Source organism: Marinobacter sp. LV10R520-4, assembly GCF_002563815.1.
GTDB lineage: Bacteria > Pseudomonadota > Gammaproteobacteria > Pseudomonadales > Oleiphilaceae > Marinobacter.
On the sequence record NZ_PDJM01000001.1, the window covers coordinates 1,798,154 to 1,813,420 of the forward strand.

Consider the following 15,267-nt stretch of genomic DNA (forward strand, 5'->3'; position numbering starts at 1 on the left):
GCCTCTTCTGGCTCTTCTTTAAATAAATGTCCAAGCCAATATTCTCGTTGTTTTTTTGCCCTGCTTCATTTCTATTTCCCGTACGTCAATTGCGCCAAGCTTAAGAATCAGTTTTTTTGCCGGCTTTACATTGTCAATTTTCGAAACCAGGCTTGTAAACCAGCGGCATTGAGTTGAAAAAACTTGGCTTTCTTTTATGAGTTTTTTAAGGAACAGCCGTTCGCCACCTTTACACCATAGCTCGGCCTCCAGGCCGCCAAAATTCAGAGTGGAAGACGTAATTTTTTGCTCACCGCGATGACGAGCAAGGTTGTTAATTTTACGCTGGCTGCCTGCTAGAGCTTCCTCTTGCGACCCATGAAACGGCGGGTTGCATACACTGACATCAAAGAATTCCCCGGTTTGAATGATCCCTTCAAAAATGTGATTTTTATCGTGTTGCGTGCGCAGTGTGAAACGGTCTTTTAGCGAGGGGTTATTAGCGATAATCGAGGCTACGTTTTCAAGTGACTGACGGTTAATATCACTACCCACACACTGCCAACCGTATATCTGGCAGGCTAATAGCGGGTATATCCCATTCGCACCCGTTCCTATATCCAGTAAGGAAATATTGGGCCGGGTATTAGCCTGGTTTGTCGTAGGCTCGCCAACGCCAAGCAGCTCGGCTATGTAATGGATGTAGTCGGCTCTGCCTGGAATGGGTGGGCAAAGCGAGCCCTCTGGAATATCCCAATCGATAACGCGGTAATATTGCTTTAATAGCGCGGTATTCAGAGCTTTTACGGCCAGTGGGTCTGCGAATTCTATGGAAAGGTTGCCGTAAGCGTTTGTGTGTACATAGGGGGCTAGTGGCGGACAGCTTTTTACAAGCGATGGGAAATCATAGCCCTGCTTGTGCAGATTTCTCGGGTGTAGATTCTTGCGATCAGGCTTGGTTTGGTTCTTTTCACGTCGGTAAAGTGCGCTCACAGTAATATATCCGAAGTTTAGAATTTAAAAGTGAAACGAAGTCGCCGTCGCGTGACCATCAATTGACATGTGTAACGTGACAAATTACACTCGCGGTCCGCGATCGAAACTTGGCAGGCAGGAGCCGCAAACGATTTCGATGAATGACCAGTGGCGTATGTGCTTTTATTTTGACGATGGTAATACGTGCAAGGTCACATGCAACGACCACTGGGAGAGATATTAACTGTGGCTATTCCTGACACTGGCAGTCTGCAGCACAAGCCGACCCATCCTGGTGAAATGTTAAGAGAGAGTTTCATCCCAGACTACGACTTAACGGTTGCTGGATTGGCTGAATCTTTGGGGGTATCTCGCCAGTCCGTCAATGAGCTGCTGCGAGAGCGCCGTGCGGTCAGCCCTGAAATGGCACTACGGCTTGCGCGTTTGTTTGGTAATTCTCCGGAGTTTTGGCTGAATGCGCAGCGCGCTGTTGATTTGTGGACTGCAGCGCTATCGGTCAAGGAAGAAGTTGACCGAATCACACCGTTAGACGCTGCATAACCAGATCGTGCAGCGAGCTTAGACATTGTTGAAATGGACAGATAAACCAACATTTAACCGAGAGAATATTATGAGCAAGAAACCCGCAAAAGGTTCAGTAACAACGGCCTCAATTGAAGAGCAAACAGCGGCTTTTTTAAAGGCTGGCGGAGCGGTTCATTATGTCGTTAAAGGTAAAAGTGGGCAAATTGCCCCTGCAGGCCCGAAGCCGGTTACCCCGAAGCCGGTTACCCCGAAAAATGACTGATGTGTCCGTTGGTTGGCACTGAAGTTCTTGTCAAGCTCATTAGAAAGCACTGCTGTACAAAGAAACGCCTTTTATAGCGGCGTTAAAGCTTAGCAAGTTTCTGGGTATTCAAACCATTCCCGTATTAGAAGTGGAGTCTATTGATGAAGCCAAAAGACCTCGTGGCGCAGTTCGTTGCTGATATCCAAGCCCAGCGTTTCGATGAGGCAAAGGCCTTGCTGGTGTCGGACGGATTTGAATATGTTGGGCCAAACATGCGTTTCGTGAATCCGGATGACTTGATGGCCTACCAATTCGGGATGGTCGCCATTCAAAAAGCCCTGATTCTCCGTCAGCTCAGTGCCGATGAAGAACACGTGTTCGCAATTCTGGATTACCGGACCAATTTTGAACCGATTGGCGATGTGCGGCTTGCAGTCTGGTTTAGTGTTCTAGGGGACAAAATCCAAAAGGTTGAAGCCTTCTATAATGCGGCTGTCGTTGAAAACATGTTGGGTGGCAACCTTCCCCAGTCGACTGTTAAGGCTGCTGCTGATAAAACCGCTGAATAGCTTTTAATAGCTGGTTTACATCGTTGTTATCAAGGTCTCGGTGGGTCACAAAGCGAATCGGCTCACCGGCGGTGATGAGAATGCCCTGGCTCGCCAGATAATCGCGCAGCGCCGCGGCTTTGCCAGAGCGGCAGCGGGCGTAAACGATGTTGGTCTGGGTGCGGCTGGGGTCAATTTCCAGTTCTGAAATGGCGGCAAGCCCGGTACTCATGCCTTGGGCGTTTTCATGGTCTTCTTGCAGTCGCAGTGGCCCTTGCTCCAGGGCGATTCGCCCGGCTGCTGCCAGTATGCCGGCCTGGCGCATGCCGCCGCCGAGCATTTTGCGCAGGCGTGTTGCTCGCTCAATAAAGGCTGTTGAACCCAGCAACAGCGATCCCACCGGGGCGCCCAATCCTTTCGACAGGCAAACACTGACGGAATCGTAGTGTTTGGTTATGTCCGTTACATCACAGTCTGATTTTACCGCTGCGTTAAATATTCGAGCTCCGTCCAGGTGAAGCTGCAGCCGGTGGTCATCACAAAAGGCGCGAGCCTGGCGCTGGTAGTCCAGTGACAGCACTTTGCCGCCGATGGTGTTTTCCAGCGATAGCAGGCGCGTTATGGCGAAATGAAAGTCACCGGGTTTTATCGCTGCGCGGGCCTTGTCGAGGTTGATGCTGCCGTCGGGCTCATTCTCTATAGGCTGAGGCTGCACACTTCCAAGTACGGCGGCGCCACCGCCTTCGTAGCGATAGTTGTGCGCTGACTGGCCACACAGATATTCGTCGCCGCGACCGCAGTGGCTCATGATGGCCAACAGGTTGGCCTGGGTGCCGCTGGCCGTAAACAAGGCAGACTCGAAGCCCAGCCGCTCGGCTGCGTAGGCTTGCAGGTTGTTCACTGTTGGGTCTTCACCGTACACATCGTCACCAACCTCGGCGTAGGCCATGGCCTCGCGCATTTCCCGGGTAGGGCGGGTAACGGTGTCACTGCGAAAATCAATCATGGTGGCGCTCTTTTGCATCATCGCTAAGGTGTGAGATAGGTCGTGGCATTCTACAGTCAAAGGTAGAGCGCGGTTCAACCTTCGTAGCGGCTGAAGTCTATGGGGTCCAGCCGATAAAAACCGCACAGTGCATTGTAAACGTCCGGTTGTTCGGCTTTTAGGTGTTTTGGCTGCTGAAAAAAGGCTTCTGTCAGCACCGCAAAGAACTCGGCAGGCTTGGTTGCACCGTAGGGGTCTAGCCAGCTTTTTTGATGATGCTGCAAGCTGGATCGCAGGTTCTCATACGCTTTGGTCATGGTTTGTTGCCACACTTGGGCTTGCTCGCCGCTGAGCGGCGGCGCGCCGTCTGCGGTGCCGTCCAGGTAGTCCAGTTGGTGGGCGAACTCATGAAGAATAACGTTGTGCGGGCCGTCTGAATTCATCGCGCCTTCCTCGCATTCAGACCACGCCAACACCACTTGCCCCCGGTTAGATGCCTCGCCCGCACGAACCTGATCACTAACACTCACTACGATGCCATCACTCTGGGCCGTTTGTACGCGATACACATCCGGGTACACCAAAATGCTGCGAACATCGTCATAAGAGGCATAGGGGCGTGCCAGAATAAGCAAACAGGCGTGGCTGGCAATGGTAATTTTTACCCGCTCGTCCACATGAAAACCGGCGCAGCCGTAGAACTCCTTTTCGGAAAGAAAAAGCTGAATGTATTCTTTCAGCTGCTTTTTCAAGGGTGGGGGAAGTTTTTGATAGAGTGGCATATGGGCCTGCAGCAACTTGCGCCAGGCTTTTGGAAAAGGCTGTTGCAGTTCACGCTGTCGCCGCCAGTTGCGGTAGAAAAACAGGTAAAATATCGCGAAATCGATGAGCGCCAGAGCAAACACGGCGAAGACAAATGGCGAAGACAATGTGGCTGTGTCCTGTTTAGAGGGCGTTCTGCCATCTTATCCTATTCATCTATGAGGTGTTGTTATGTCGAATAAACGAGTAGTGGTGATCACCGGTGCCAACCGTGGAATAGGCCTGGAGCTAGCCCGGCTTTTTGCCGCAAAGGGCTGTGAGGTGATTGGCGTGTGTCGTGAAACCTCGGCCGAGCTGGCGGAAGCGGCTGCCAAGGTTGTTGACGGTGTAGATGTTACAACCGACACCGGTGTGGAAAAGCTGATGGCCGGCCTGCAGGGCGTTCAAATCGACGTGCTGATTAACAACGCGGGTCTGTTGCAGGACGAAGTACTGGGTAGCATCGATTTTGACTCCTTGCGCACCCAGATGGAAATCAATGCCTACGCGCCGCTGCGAATCGCCGAAGCCCTGTTCCCGCAAATGCCTTCCGGTGGAAAGATCGCGAATATTACCAGCCGCATGGGGTCGATTGCTGATAACGACTCCGGTGGTCGCTACGGTTATCGTGCCTCCAAAGCCGCATTGAACGCGTTTGCGAAATCTTTGGCGGTAGACTTGAAGCCTCGCGGTATCGCTGTCGCCCAGCTGCACCCGGGCTATGTGAAAACGCGCATGGTGAATTTCGGCGGGCTGATTACCCCAGAAGACTCTGCGAAAGGGTTGGTTGCGCTGATTGAAGGGCTGAATCTGGAGAATTCCGGGTCCTTCTGGCACAGCAACGGTGAGAAGTTGCCTTGGTAAGTAGAGGTAAAGGGTAGAAGGAACGGCGTGGTAGAATGTTTCGCTTGAATATAGAGTGCCGCGCCTTGATATTGGGGCGAATCCTTTGCCGGTGTATTGACGACTTTTGAGGTTTTTATGGCCCGTTTTGAACTGCTGGGTACCGCCACCATTCCGGGTAAAGGCACGGAGTTGCGCCTGCTTCAGCGCAATGATGAGTTTTCGATCAAAATTGCCGGCAAGCCCGGTGAACTGATGAACAGCCGCCTTCATGGCTCCGAAGATGCCTTGGCAACGCTCGCTTGCGAGCGGATTGCCGATCACCCCACACCGCGCGTGTTAATTGGCGGTTTGGGTATGGGCTTTACGCTGGCAGCGGCCCTGGGCGCTTTGGGTGATAAGGCGGAAGTAACCGTGGCCGAGTTGGTGCCAGACGTAGTGGAATGGAATCGCGGGCCATTGGGTCTTGCGGCGGGTTATCCCTTGAATGATCCCAGAACGAAAGTGCACGTCGGCGACGTGGTGCAGCTGATCAAAGACTCGCCGGGCCATTATGACGCCATTTTGCTGGATATCGACAATGGTCCCGAAGGGATGACCCGTAAGGAAAATGACTGGCTGTACACCGCCGCCGGTATTGCCGCCGCCCAGGCTGCGCTGACGTCCGAAGGAATTCTGGCTTACTGGTCGGCAGGGCAAGACCCCACGTTTACCGAAAGAATCAAGCGTACCGGGCTTTCTGTTGAGCCGGTGACTGTGCGCGCTCATCGCCCCGGCAAGGGTGCCAAGCATGTCATCTGGCTGGCGTGGTAGAGAGCGTTGGTTATTAACGCTCTCTGTCGGCACTCTTTATAAATAGTCCAGCTTGAATTAAGGAACCCGATTAATGTCCTGGATGGTCATGGTTACTCAGATTTTTCTGCCGGTGCTGCTGCTGTTTTGGTTTGCACGGTTTCCGGCGGCTGGCGTTCTGGTCTTTGGGCTTCAGGCGATTTCGGTTGGCGCAGTTATTCTGGGGGTAGGGCTCGCGGCTTTATGGACCATGCCGCCTTTCTGGGTGCCGTATCTTTACGGCGTTGTGTTCCTGTTGACCATCGCCTGGCATCTTGTACGAGGCCACTTGCTTGGCAACGGATTCTGGCAAGCGTCTGCCGGGCCAACCACGTTGGTGCTGATGGCAGCCGGGTTGGGCGCGATTGGCGGCTATATGGGTTATCTGGCGTGGCTGGGCCGTGAACTCCCGCAAGTAGACACGGTGAATATCGCACTGCCCTTCGGCGCGGGCGACTATCTGGTGGCGCACGGGGGCTCAGGCAGCCTGGTCAATATTCACCTGCATACACTGGACGAATCGGTAGAGCGATTCCGGCCCTGGCGGGGCCAGAGCCGCGCGCTCGACATTGTCCGCATTACGCCGTTTGGCCGTCATGTAGAAGGCTGGCAACCCGCTGACCCAACTCGTTATGTCACCTTCGGAACACCGGTATTAGCACCGTGTAACGGGGCAGTCGCCAGAATCGTGGACGGTGTTCAGGACATGCAGGTTCCTGAAATGGACCCCGAAAATATAGCGGGCAATTACGTCGCTGTTGATTGTGGTGATTTCTTTGTGGTGTTGGCGCATTTGCACCAGGGCAGTATTCAGGTAAGCGCCGGAGACAGTCTGGACATTGGGGACAAGCTTGGGGAAATGGGTAATTCCGGCAACAGTTCAGAGCCGCATTTGCACGTGCATGCCCAAAGAGGCCTGCCCGAAGAGGCTCCGCTAAGTGGGCAGCCTCTGGCCCTGACGATCAACGGAGACTTTTATATTCGAAACGACAGGATTAAGGTCTCGGGCTCCGGCGCAGCACAAGATTAATCCTCACGCACAACGAAAACCGACACGTTACTGTGTCTGACGATGTTTGCACCATTCGAGTGGAGAATGTGCAGTCGATCGCCGATGCCAGGCGGGTGGGACGCCATGATGACCAGGTCTGCACCGGTTTCTTTGATGGCTTCCAATAAACGGTCATCCAGTTCCACGGCGATATCTGCCGTCGAGATCACTTTGCTGTCGGTAGCGACGCCGTGTAATTTTCCCTGCTCTTGGGCAAAAGTGTTGAGCTTTTTGGCCAGCTCTTCCGGATTGTGTGCGGCGGCGGATGGGGCTGTGTTGGTGACTGCGATGTAGCAGAGTGCGGCGTTGTAGTGCTTGGCGATGTCGATTGCCGTGTTGAGCGCCTTCGACATTTGCGCCGTACGTGACAGGTCGACGGGCACGAGAATTTTGCGATACATAGCGTTTCTCCCTATCCCAATTCAAGTGCGGAGCCATTTCCTTCCACCATCAAAAGCGTGGCAGTAATTCCCGGATATTGCCACGTATGAAGGCTAAAAAGTCGGCACATGGCGCCTTTCTGTCTTTCATGCCAGACTTCAAGGGTACACAAAAAGAGAGGTGTTTCTATGAATCTTCAGAGAGCGTTTGGTGGTGGACGCTAATGGCCCACCTGAAGCAGACAGTTTGGGTGATGATTGTGGCAATTCTCGGAGTTGGCAACGCTATGGCGACAGAAGAAGCTGAATATACCGTTGTACACAAAGATCAGGATTTTGAAGTGCGCGATTACGAGCCACATATCCTGGCCGAAACCGTCGTAGACGGAAAGTTTTCTAACGCCGGCAACAAGGCCTTCGGCCGGTTGTTCAAATACATCTCCGGCGATAACACGTCCCAGCAGAAAATCGAAATGACCTCGCCGGTTGCGCAGGAAGCCGAAAGCGAAAAGATTGATATGACGTCGCCGGTGGGTCAGAAGCGGGAAAACGACAGCTGGGTCGTAAGCTTTATGATGCCCGCGTTTTATACATTGGAGACGGTGCCCCAGCCCAAAAACCCCAAAATAACTCTACGGCAGGTTCCCATCCAGCGCATGGCTGTGGTTCGCTACTCAGGCACTTGGAGTGAAAAGGGTTACCGGAACCATAGGGACAAGTTGGACGCCTGGGTAAAGGAGAATGACTTCAGTATGATTGGTGAGCCAGTGTGGGCGCGGTATAACCCGCCCTTTATGCCCTGGTTTTTGCGGCGCAATGAAGTTCTGATGCCGATCGCGATGCCGTCAGACAATCCGTAAACGCAACATTGCCTGCATCCAAACGCTGCGGGAAAACGTAATGTTTTGAACACTTCTGTTTAGCTAGAGCACGCGCTATGGACCCAGTCGACGAGTCACGAATTATTGAAATGGCGTGGGAAGACCGCACGCCATTTGAGGCCATCCAGCAGCTTTACGGACTGTCAGAACCCGAGGTTATCCGGTTTATGCGAAAATCACTCAAGCCCGGCAGTTTCAGGTTGTGGCGAACGCGGGTGTCCGGCCGTGCAACAAAACACCTGAAGCTGCGCAGCCCAGACGTAGGGCGGGGTTATTGCCCGACGCAATACAAGCAACGCTGATTCCTTTTCACCTTCACAGCCTAACCTTTCCACCTTCACAGTCTAGCCTTCCAACCTGCGTGCTTGGTTCTTTTAATCCTGCATTTTTTGCCCCTCCAGCGGTCGCACCTGCTTCGTTAGTAGATGTATTTACGCCAAACTATAAGCTGACGCTTTCGCAGGACGCCGTCAGCGTTTTTTCTTACAGCCCCCTCTATGCCTGATCCATTTGTTCCTTGACAGTCATCTAGATACGCCATATAACATCCATATGGATTCTATTTGGATTCCATACGGAGTTTTAAAGTGTTTGGCCAGTGCTAATCAACAAGGAAAAGCGATGAGCGTGCATGAGATACGACGCAAGACAGGCGACACCACCGAAAAGCTCACTATCAACCTTGGTGTGGTGGACCTGGGGCAGATTGATCTGCTGGTACAAGAAGGGTTTTATTCTAATCGCAGCGATCTGATCCGCACGGCGATTCGCAACCAGTTAGCGGTCCATGCGGACGTGGTCAAGGAAACGGTTGCTCGCAAGACCTATGTGCTGGGCTTGCAGTATTACAGCCGTCGTGATCTTGAAGCGCTGCAAACCAAGGGAGAAGTACTACAGATTCAAGTGCTGGGACTTGCCAGTATTGCCGAGGATGTTTCCCCTGAGCTTGCCTTGGCGACGATTGAATCGATTGCCGTTCTAGGCGCTCTACAAGCGAGCAAGGCGGTCAAGGCCGCCTTGGCGGACAGAATCTATTAGTAGTGTATTCATTCACGCCGAGGGACATTTCCATGAATCGTTCAATCAACGAAACGCTTATGGCCAATCTGAAAGAAGCCACTCGATTGACTCAAGCGGGCCAACTGCAGGAAGCGACCGCAATAATACAGCGAGCGTTGCACGGCACGTCGAACCTAAATAAAGTGGTCAAGCCTGTGTCAGCCGAACGCATGGCGGGCCAAGGCACGCCAGACAGGGCTAAGCCTGTGGGCGATCTTCTGCGCGGCAAACTATCGGGTTTGAACGGGTTGAGCACAGGTTTGGCATCTTCCGTCGAAGCGCTACCCGAAGGTGCAACGTTTAACAGTGACACCTTTACTAATCAAACGGGCAGCCGCGACTACAAACTGTACATTCCCAGTGGTTATCACGGCCAGTCCCTGCCGCTGGTGGTTATGCTGCACGGATGTACCCAGAATCCGGATGATTTTGCGGCTGGTACGGGTATGAACACGCTTGCGGAATCGCAGTTGTGTCTGGTGCTCTATCCCGCTCAAACAGCTTTTGTCAATCACTCCAAGTGTTGGAACTGGTTCAAACCAAGCGATCAACAACGCGAGAACGGCGAACCGGCAATTCTTGCCGGTATGACGCGGCAGATTGTCGATGAGTATAAGTTGGACGAGCAACGGGTTTATGTGGCGGGATTGTCCGCCGGCGGTGCCATGGCAACCACCCTTGCAATGACCCACCCGGACTTATACGCAGCGGTGGGCGTTCATTCTGGTCTTCCCCACGGTGCCGCACACAGTATACCTTCAGCACTTGCGGCCATGCGAGGTGATGCCGCGCCTCTTGCAAGCCGTAATAACAAGAGGGCGGGTGCTGGCGCAATGTCGTCAATGGATCAGAAAATTCCCGCCATCATATTCCACGGTGACCGCGACACCACGGTACACCCTGGCAATGGCGACCGCGTTGCGGCGCAGTATTCTAGCTCTATCGGCTCGGGCAGCGGACCGAAAAACGCGATTGATATCAAAAGTGAACAAGGGAAGGTGCCCAACGGCCATGCCTATACCCGCACGACTCATCATGATGCCAACGGCAAGGCTATTGTTGAACAGTGGTCGATTCACGGCGCCGGCCACGCCTGGGCCGGTGGTGCGCCTCAAGGCTCGTATACCGACCCGAAAGGTCCGGATGCGACTGGGGAAATGCTGCGCTTTTTCCTGACGCATTCAAAAGTCGAGCAGCGGTAGACGTCACGTTAAGGGCAATCGTAAGCCGGCTATTAGCGGCTGCAGATTACCCTTCCAGCTTCCGCACCTGCTGCGCCAAGATGGAAAAATCGAAGCGCTCTCCTTTTGGCATTAGCAGCAACAATAACGACACCGCAATGGGTACAAAGGTTGCGAGCAGGAAAGATTCCAGCAAATAGGTGAGCGGCGCCCCCGGTGCGGGAAACAGCATTAACCCGGTAGCCAGGCCGGCAAACGTGCTAATCGCGGCGTTGTAGCTTTGGTAACGGGCGTTGTAGAAGCCAAAAAATACCGGGAAAGCAGCGGCGCAGCACAGCAGATCGGCCAGCAGAAACAGGTAAAGCACGCTGTAACCTTGGGCCGCCACAAACAGCACCGGTACCGACAACAACACAATCAGCCAGCGGGACAGCGACAGCAGGCTATGGTTGCTCAACTTTGGCAGCAGCCGGCGCAGGTCTATGACCATGATGCTGGTCAGCCCGCTGATGGTGGAGTCGGCACTGCTCATAATCAGCGCCAGCCCAAAGGGTAACAGGCCAATCGCAAACCACACGGGTACGTCCGCCAGCAACACGCTGAACAGCGCCACCGAACCGTCACCCGGCAAGCCCAGGCCTACAAACGCCAGCCCGAACAAACCCATGATGAAAATGATGGGGAAACTCAACAGACCACTGATGATAAAACCGTTGCGGATAACCTTGTTATCGCGGGCGGCGAAAATACGCTGCCAGGTGCCTTGGTAAAATAACCCGGTCAGCACCACTGCCAGGAAAAAGGTCAGGCCGGATTTCAGGCCGTTGATGTCCAGTGGGTTAAGCAGGTGTGGAGCTTTTTCCTGCAAACCTTGAATCGCCGGGGCCAGACCACCGGTGGCCTTCCAGCCAAAGCCAATTAATAGCGCCAAAAAGGGCAAAATCACCAGCATTTGTACCCGGTCGGTAAAAATGGTGACTCGCAGGCCGCCGTACAGGGTGTACAGCAGAGTGGCGCCCATGACGATGCTGGCGGTTAGCCATAAGGGCACCGGCGCTAGTAAAGACACCATTTTGGCAATGGCAGTCAGGCCCGCAGTCAGGCTGATAAACAGATAAAAAACCATGATCACCAGCACGAAGCCGTACATAACGCGACCATAGCGGCCGAGCACAAATTCGGTGAGGGTGTGGCCTTCGGGCATTAATGTTCGAATGCGTTTGCCCAAGGGAATCATGATCAGCCGCGGTGCCAGGGCACCCAGAGCATAACCGGTCACAGCACCAATGCCACCCCAGGTGGCGGCCTGGGCCGGGCCAAACAGAATCCAGGTACCCATGGTGGTTGCCAGCAAGGTTAGCAGGGTGGCAGAGCTGCTCTGGCTGTTGCGGGCGACCAGAAAGTCGTCCAGTTTGTCTTGCTTGTGGCGGGCGTAAATCAGGCCGGGTATCGCAAAAAGTGCGGCGAATAAAACCAGCCATATAAGGGCGGTAGAGGTGCTGAGCATGGGTAAATTTTCCTTGCCGCGGCAGGCGGGAGCGTCATCGCCAAAGGTGGCGGGTCAATAGTACAACCGGGACAACCAAGACAAGCAGCGGGGAAAGAAAGGGGCGCACAGGCAAGCGTAAAGCAGGCGTTTTCCTTCCCTTCGCCGGCATTACCCGGATCAGGTTCGAAGGGTTACCGCACTAAGTGCGGAGTCTCAGCCATCGCAATGGCGCCCCCAGGAATGGCAATAGAGTAGGAAGTCTGTTCGTACTTGTCAATTGCCGCTATTAATGGCGGTTTGGCCTGCATATTCGTGCCGCCGTTGTGCTATGGTTTTGGCTCGACACGGGGTGTCCTGCTTTGCAGGGCTGAGAGCACACCCGTTGAACCTGATCCAGTTCATACTGGCGAAGGGATGTCAGAGGGTGCGCCCGCACCCAATCTGTCCATTCATACCTTCGCCTCAGCCATGAGGTGTCTATGCACAAATCCGTCCGTCTTGATCAACAGCTGGTTTTGATAACCGGTGCTGCCCGCGGTTTGGGCGAACACCTGGTGCGCGCGTTTTTGCGGGAAGGCGCCAACGTTGTCATTAACTACCGCAACAGCGCCGAAGCGGCGCACAAACTGGCCGCTGAAGAACCGGTACGTGCCCTTGCGGTGCAGGCTGACGTGACCGACCGCGCCGCTGTGCAGGCGATGTTTGCCCAGGCCCGGCAACATTTCGGGTTTCCGGTGACCACGGTAATCAATAATGCCTTACCAGATTTCTCGTTCAACGGCGATGCTCGCCCGAATGCGGATCAGCTGACCTGGGAGAATCTGAACCAGCAGTTTGCCGGCGTGGTGGGTGGCGCGCTGAACACCACCCAGGCCGCGCTGGCTGGTATGCGCGAACAGGGTTTTGGCCGCATTGTGAATGTGGGGACAAACTTGTTCCAGAACCCGGTGGTGCCGTACCACGATTACACTGCGGGTAAAGCGGCTTTGCTGTCGCTTACCCGTACCCTGTCGCAGGATCTGGGCCCGGATAACATCACCGTGAATATGGTGTCGGGTGGTCTACTGCGCACCACGGACGCATCTGCTGCAACGCCTGAGGCGGTGTTCGATTTCATCGCCGCCAGCACACCGTTGCGACGGGTGACCACGCCGGCAGAGTTTGCCGATGCTACCTTGTTTTTTGCGTCACCCTGGTCGCGCTCGGTAACCGGGCAGAACCTGGTGGTAGACGGCGGATTGGTGAAAAACTGATGGCGGCCTCCGGTTCACATCAACGGATGATGCACATCAACCTGTTTCTGATGGGTTGTGGCCATCATCGAGCAGCCTGGCGCCACCCGCAGTCGGCGGTGGAGCAGTTGGGAGACATTCGCTATTACGAGCGCCTGGCGCAAACCGCCGAACGGGGCAAGCTGGACGCCGTATTTTTCGCCGACAGCAATTCGGCGGGCAATGTGTCAGACGGCAGCTGGTTTTACCTGGAGCCGCTAACGGCCATGGCCGCCATGAGCCGGGCCACGGAAAAAATCGGGTTTATCAGCACCGTATCCAGCACTTTTTACACACCGTTTCACGCCGCGCGTTTAGTCGCATCGCTGGATCATATCTCCGGCGGCCGCATTGGCTGGAACGTGGTTACTTCGATGTTTGATGTAGAAGCCCGCAACCACGGTTATGACGCTATGCCCGGCCACGCCGAGCGTTACCGCCGCGCCGACGAGTTTGTGCAGGCTGTGTTGGGATTGTGGGACTCCTGGGCTGATGACGCTTTGCGGTTTGATCGCCAAGGCCATTACGCCGACCCCGCCAAGGTGCGACCGATAAACCACCAAGGAGAGTTTTTTCGGGTAGACGGACCGTTGAACGTGCCGCGCCCGGTGCAGGGGCACCCGGTATTGTTTCAAGCCGGCGCGTCGGAGCCCGGGCGGGAGCTGGCGGCCAGATGCGCTGAGGCGATTTATGCCGTTGCCTACGATTTGCCGGCGGCGCAAAGCTATTACCGCGACATCAAACAGCGGGTGAAAGCCGCGGGCCGCGAGGTGTATGTGCCGATCCTACCGGGCTTGGTCACTTACGTGGCACCCACCGAAGCGGAAGCAAAAGCCAAACAGCGTGAGCTTGACGAGCTGTTACCCGTGGATTCATCTTTGCGCCAGCTGGCCATGTTTATCGGCCAGGACTGTTCGGGCTGGGATCTAGATGCACCGGTGCCAGCGCTGCCGCCATTGGAAGAGTTTAGCGGGCCGCAGGGCCGCTACAGCACCATTTTACGCATTATCGAAACCGAACAGCCGACTCTGCGCCAGCTGTTAGGCCGGCTGGCGGCGGGGGGTGGCCACTGCACCATGATTGGCACACCCGAGCAGATTGCCGACAAGATGGAGCACTGGTTCCGTAACGAAGGCGCCGATGGGTTTAACCTGATGCCGCCGTCGCTGCCCGGTGGTATTGAAGACTTTATCGAGCAGGTGGTGCCGGTGTTGCAAGGTCGCGGGCTGTTTCGTACTGAGTATCAGGGCAGCACTCTGCGCGAACATTTAGGGTTGGCCAGGCCTGATCGTCGCTGAAACGTTATTTTTGCTGCCCAATATCAAATCACGGTACAAACACTTGCAACAGTCTCCGCTTGTGCAAGTAGGTACCCACACAAACAGGAACACAACATGACAGAACAAACCTTGGACAAACCACTGGTGATCGCAGGGCGGCAGTTCACATCGCGCCTTATGGTGGGTACCGGCCGCTACAAAGACTACGATGAAACCGCGCGTGCGCTATACGAAAGCGGCGCCGAGGTCGTAACCTTTGCCGTGCGTCGCACCAGCATTGGCCAGAATCCCGACGAGCCCAACCTGCTGGATTTCCTGCCGCCAAACCGCTACACCCTGCTGCCCAATACCGCTGGCTGTTACGATGCCCGTTCTGCGGTGCGCACCTGCAAGCTGGCCCGTGAACTGCTGGATGGCCACAACTTGGTCAAGCTGGAAGTACTAGGGGATGAGTCCACCCTTTACCCGAATGTGGTGGAAACCCTGAAGGCCGCCGAAGAGCTGATTCGTGATGGCTTTGACGTGATGGTGTACACCAGCGACGACCCCATTGTGGCGTTGGAGCTGGAAAAAATCGGCTGCTGCGCGATTATGCCCTTGGGCTCGTTGATTGGCTCCGGCCTTGGTATTCAAAATCCCCACAATATTCGCCTGATCGTCGAGCGCGCCAGTGTGCCGGTGCTGGTGGATGCCGGTATTGGTGCCGCTCACGAGGCGGCTATGGCGATGGAACTTGGGTGCGACGGGGTATTGATGAACTCGGCCATTGCCCATTCGCCAGACCCTGTTGCCATGGCCCGCGCTATGCGCCTGGCGGTGCAAGCCGGGCGTGAAGCATTTCTGGCCGGGCGGATGCCCCGCCGCCAACTGGCAGATCCGTCATCACCGCTGGCCGGGCGCATCGCCAGCGCCTGACACCGCTA

At 54.9% G+C, this 15,267-nt stretch carries 18 protein-coding genes and 2 riboswitches; of the genes, 13 read left to right on the forward strand and 5 right to left on the reverse strand.

All coding sequences use genetic code 11. The features are described 5' to 3' along the window. Window positions 1–18 precede the first annotated feature (18 nt). Window positions 19–972: a 23S rRNA (adenine(1618)-N(6))-methyltransferase RlmF gene (gene rlmF / locus ATG98_RS08720; RefSeq protein WP_098422624.1), complete on the reverse strand. Its 954-nt coding sequence runs from the start codon at window positions 970–972 to the stop codon at window positions 19–21. A gap of 198 nt (window positions 973–1,170) precedes the next feature. On the opposite strand from rlmF, the gene ATG98_RS08725 reads away from it, so the two are divergent. From ATG98_RS08725 to ATG98_RS08730, 3 genes are all read left to right on the forward strand, one after another. Beyond that, complete coding sequence (locus tag ATG98_RS08725; protein WP_218925850.1) at window positions 1,171–1,515, forward strand: HigA family addiction module antitoxin; 345 nt, start codon at window positions 1,171–1,173, stop codon at window positions 1,513–1,515. Window positions 1,516–1,585: 70 nt separating this feature from the next. Beyond that, complete coding sequence (locus tag ATG98_RS21835; RefSeq protein WP_179888095.1) at window positions 1,586–1,762, forward strand: hypothetical protein; 177 nt, start codon at window positions 1,586–1,588, stop codon at window positions 1,760–1,762. Between the two features lie 143 nt (window positions 1,763–1,905). Then, window positions 1,906–2,313, forward strand: a complete 408-nt coding sequence (locus ATG98_RS08730) for a hypothetical protein (RefSeq protein WP_098420685.1) — start codon at window positions 1,906–1,908, stop codon at window positions 2,311–2,313. Here ATG98_RS08730 and ltaE read toward each other — a convergent pair. Continuing rightward, on the reverse strand, window positions 2,282–3,298 hold the full coding sequence (ltaE, locus tag ATG98_RS08735) for a low-specificity L-threonine aldolase (RefSeq protein ID WP_098422626.1): 1,017 nt from the start codon (window positions 3,296–3,298) through the stop codon (window positions 2,282–2,284). The genes ATG98_RS08730 and ltaE overlap by 32 nt on opposite strands. A 74-nt stretch (window positions 3,299–3,372) precedes the next feature. Then, window positions 3,373–4,206 (reverse strand): zinc-dependent peptidase, encoded by an 834-nt coding sequence (locus ATG98_RS08740; protein ID WP_098422628.1) that lies wholly within the window; start codon window positions 4,204–4,206, stop codon window positions 3,373–3,375. Window positions 4,207–4,270: 64 nt separating this feature from the next. Between ATG98_RS08740 and ATG98_RS08745 the strand changes: the two genes are divergently transcribed. The 3 genes from ATG98_RS08745 to ATG98_RS08755 all read left to right on the forward strand — a co-directional run bounded on the left by ATG98_RS08745 (window position 4,271) and on the right by ATG98_RS08755 (window position 6,782). Beyond that, entirely contained in the window at window positions 4,271–4,942 is a 672-nt protein-coding gene (locus ATG98_RS08745) for an SDR family oxidoreductase (protein ID WP_098422630.1), read from the forward strand. A 117-nt stretch (window positions 4,943–5,059) separates the two neighbouring features. After that, window positions 5,060–5,734, forward strand: coding sequence for a hypothetical protein (locus ATG98_RS08750; RefSeq protein WP_098422632.1), 675 nt, complete (start codon window positions 5,060–5,062; stop codon window positions 5,732–5,734). A gap of 73 nt (window positions 5,735–5,807) precedes the next feature. Further along, complete coding sequence (locus ATG98_RS08755; RefSeq protein WP_098422634.1) at window positions 5,808–6,782, forward strand: M23 family metallopeptidase; 975 nt, start codon at window positions 5,808–5,810, stop codon at window positions 6,780–6,782. Here the strand turns inward: ATG98_RS08755 and ATG98_RS08760 are convergent. Then, window positions 6,779–7,204 (reverse strand): universal stress protein, encoded by a 426-nt coding sequence (locus ATG98_RS08760; RefSeq protein ID WP_098420691.1) that lies wholly within the window; start codon window positions 7,202–7,204, stop codon window positions 6,779–6,781. The two genes, ATG98_RS08755 and ATG98_RS08760, sit on opposite strands and share 4 nt — an antisense overlap. Window positions 7,205–7,290: 86 nt before the next feature. On the opposite strand from ATG98_RS08760, the gene ATG98_RS08765 reads away from it, so the two are divergent. The 4 genes from ATG98_RS08765 to ATG98_RS08780 all read left to right on the forward strand — a co-directional run bounded on the left by ATG98_RS08765 (window position 7,291) and on the right by ATG98_RS08780 (window position 10,325). Continuing rightward, entirely contained in the window at window positions 7,291–8,043 is a 753-nt protein-coding gene (locus tag ATG98_RS08765) for an SOUL family heme-binding protein (RefSeq protein ID WP_228706068.1), read from the forward strand. Window positions 8,044–8,120: 77 nt separating this feature from the next. Next, the gene (locus tag ATG98_RS08770) at window positions 8,121–8,366 is read left to right on the forward strand and encodes a TIGR03643 family protein (RefSeq protein ID WP_098420693.1); all 246 of its coding nucleotides are present in this window, start codon (window positions 8,121–8,123) and stop codon (window positions 8,364–8,366) included. A 319-nt stretch (window positions 8,367–8,685) separates the two neighbouring features. Next, window positions 8,686–9,102: a CopG family transcriptional regulator gene (locus ATG98_RS08775; RefSeq protein ID WP_098420694.1), complete on the forward strand. Its 417-nt coding sequence runs from the start codon at window positions 8,686–8,688 to the stop codon at window positions 9,100–9,102. Window positions 9,103–9,134: 32 nt separating this feature from the next. Further along, window positions 9,135–10,325: an alpha/beta hydrolase family esterase gene (locus ATG98_RS08780; RefSeq protein WP_143751449.1), complete on the forward strand. Its 1,191-nt coding sequence runs from the start codon at window positions 9,135–9,137 to the stop codon at window positions 10,323–10,325. Between the two features lie 46 nt (window positions 10,326–10,371). Here the strand turns inward: ATG98_RS08780 and ATG98_RS08785 are convergent, their stop codons facing one another. Then, window positions 10,372–11,811 (reverse strand): sodium:solute symporter family protein, encoded by a 1,440-nt coding sequence (locus ATG98_RS08785; RefSeq protein WP_098422636.1) that lies wholly within the window; start codon window positions 11,809–11,811, stop codon window positions 10,372–10,374. A gap of 119 nt (window positions 11,812–11,930) precedes the next feature. Beyond that, window positions 11,931–12,039: riboswitch (TPP riboswitch) on the reverse strand. Between the two features lie 89 nt (window positions 12,040–12,128). Next, window positions 12,129–12,225: riboswitch (TPP riboswitch) on the forward strand. 47 nt (window positions 12,226–12,272) lie between these two features. Between ATG98_RS08785 and ATG98_RS08790 the strand changes: the two genes are divergently transcribed. From ATG98_RS08790 to ATG98_RS08800, 3 genes are all read left to right on the forward strand, one after another. Continuing rightward, entirely contained in the window at window positions 12,273–13,046 is a 774-nt protein-coding gene (locus tag ATG98_RS08790) for a 3-oxoacyl-ACP reductase (protein WP_098422638.1), read from the forward strand. Further along, window positions 13,046–14,362: an LLM class flavin-dependent oxidoreductase gene (locus ATG98_RS08795; protein WP_218925851.1), complete on the forward strand. Its 1,317-nt coding sequence runs from the start codon at window positions 13,046–13,048 to the stop codon at window positions 14,360–14,362. Before ATG98_RS08790 ends, ATG98_RS08795 begins: the two co-directional genes overlap by 1 nt. Before the next feature lie 96 nt (window positions 14,363–14,458). Then, window positions 14,459–15,259, forward strand: a complete 801-nt coding sequence (locus ATG98_RS08800) for a thiazole synthase (protein WP_098420697.1) — start codon at window positions 14,459–14,461, stop codon at window positions 15,257–15,259. Window positions 15,260–15,267: the final 8 nt, after the last annotated feature.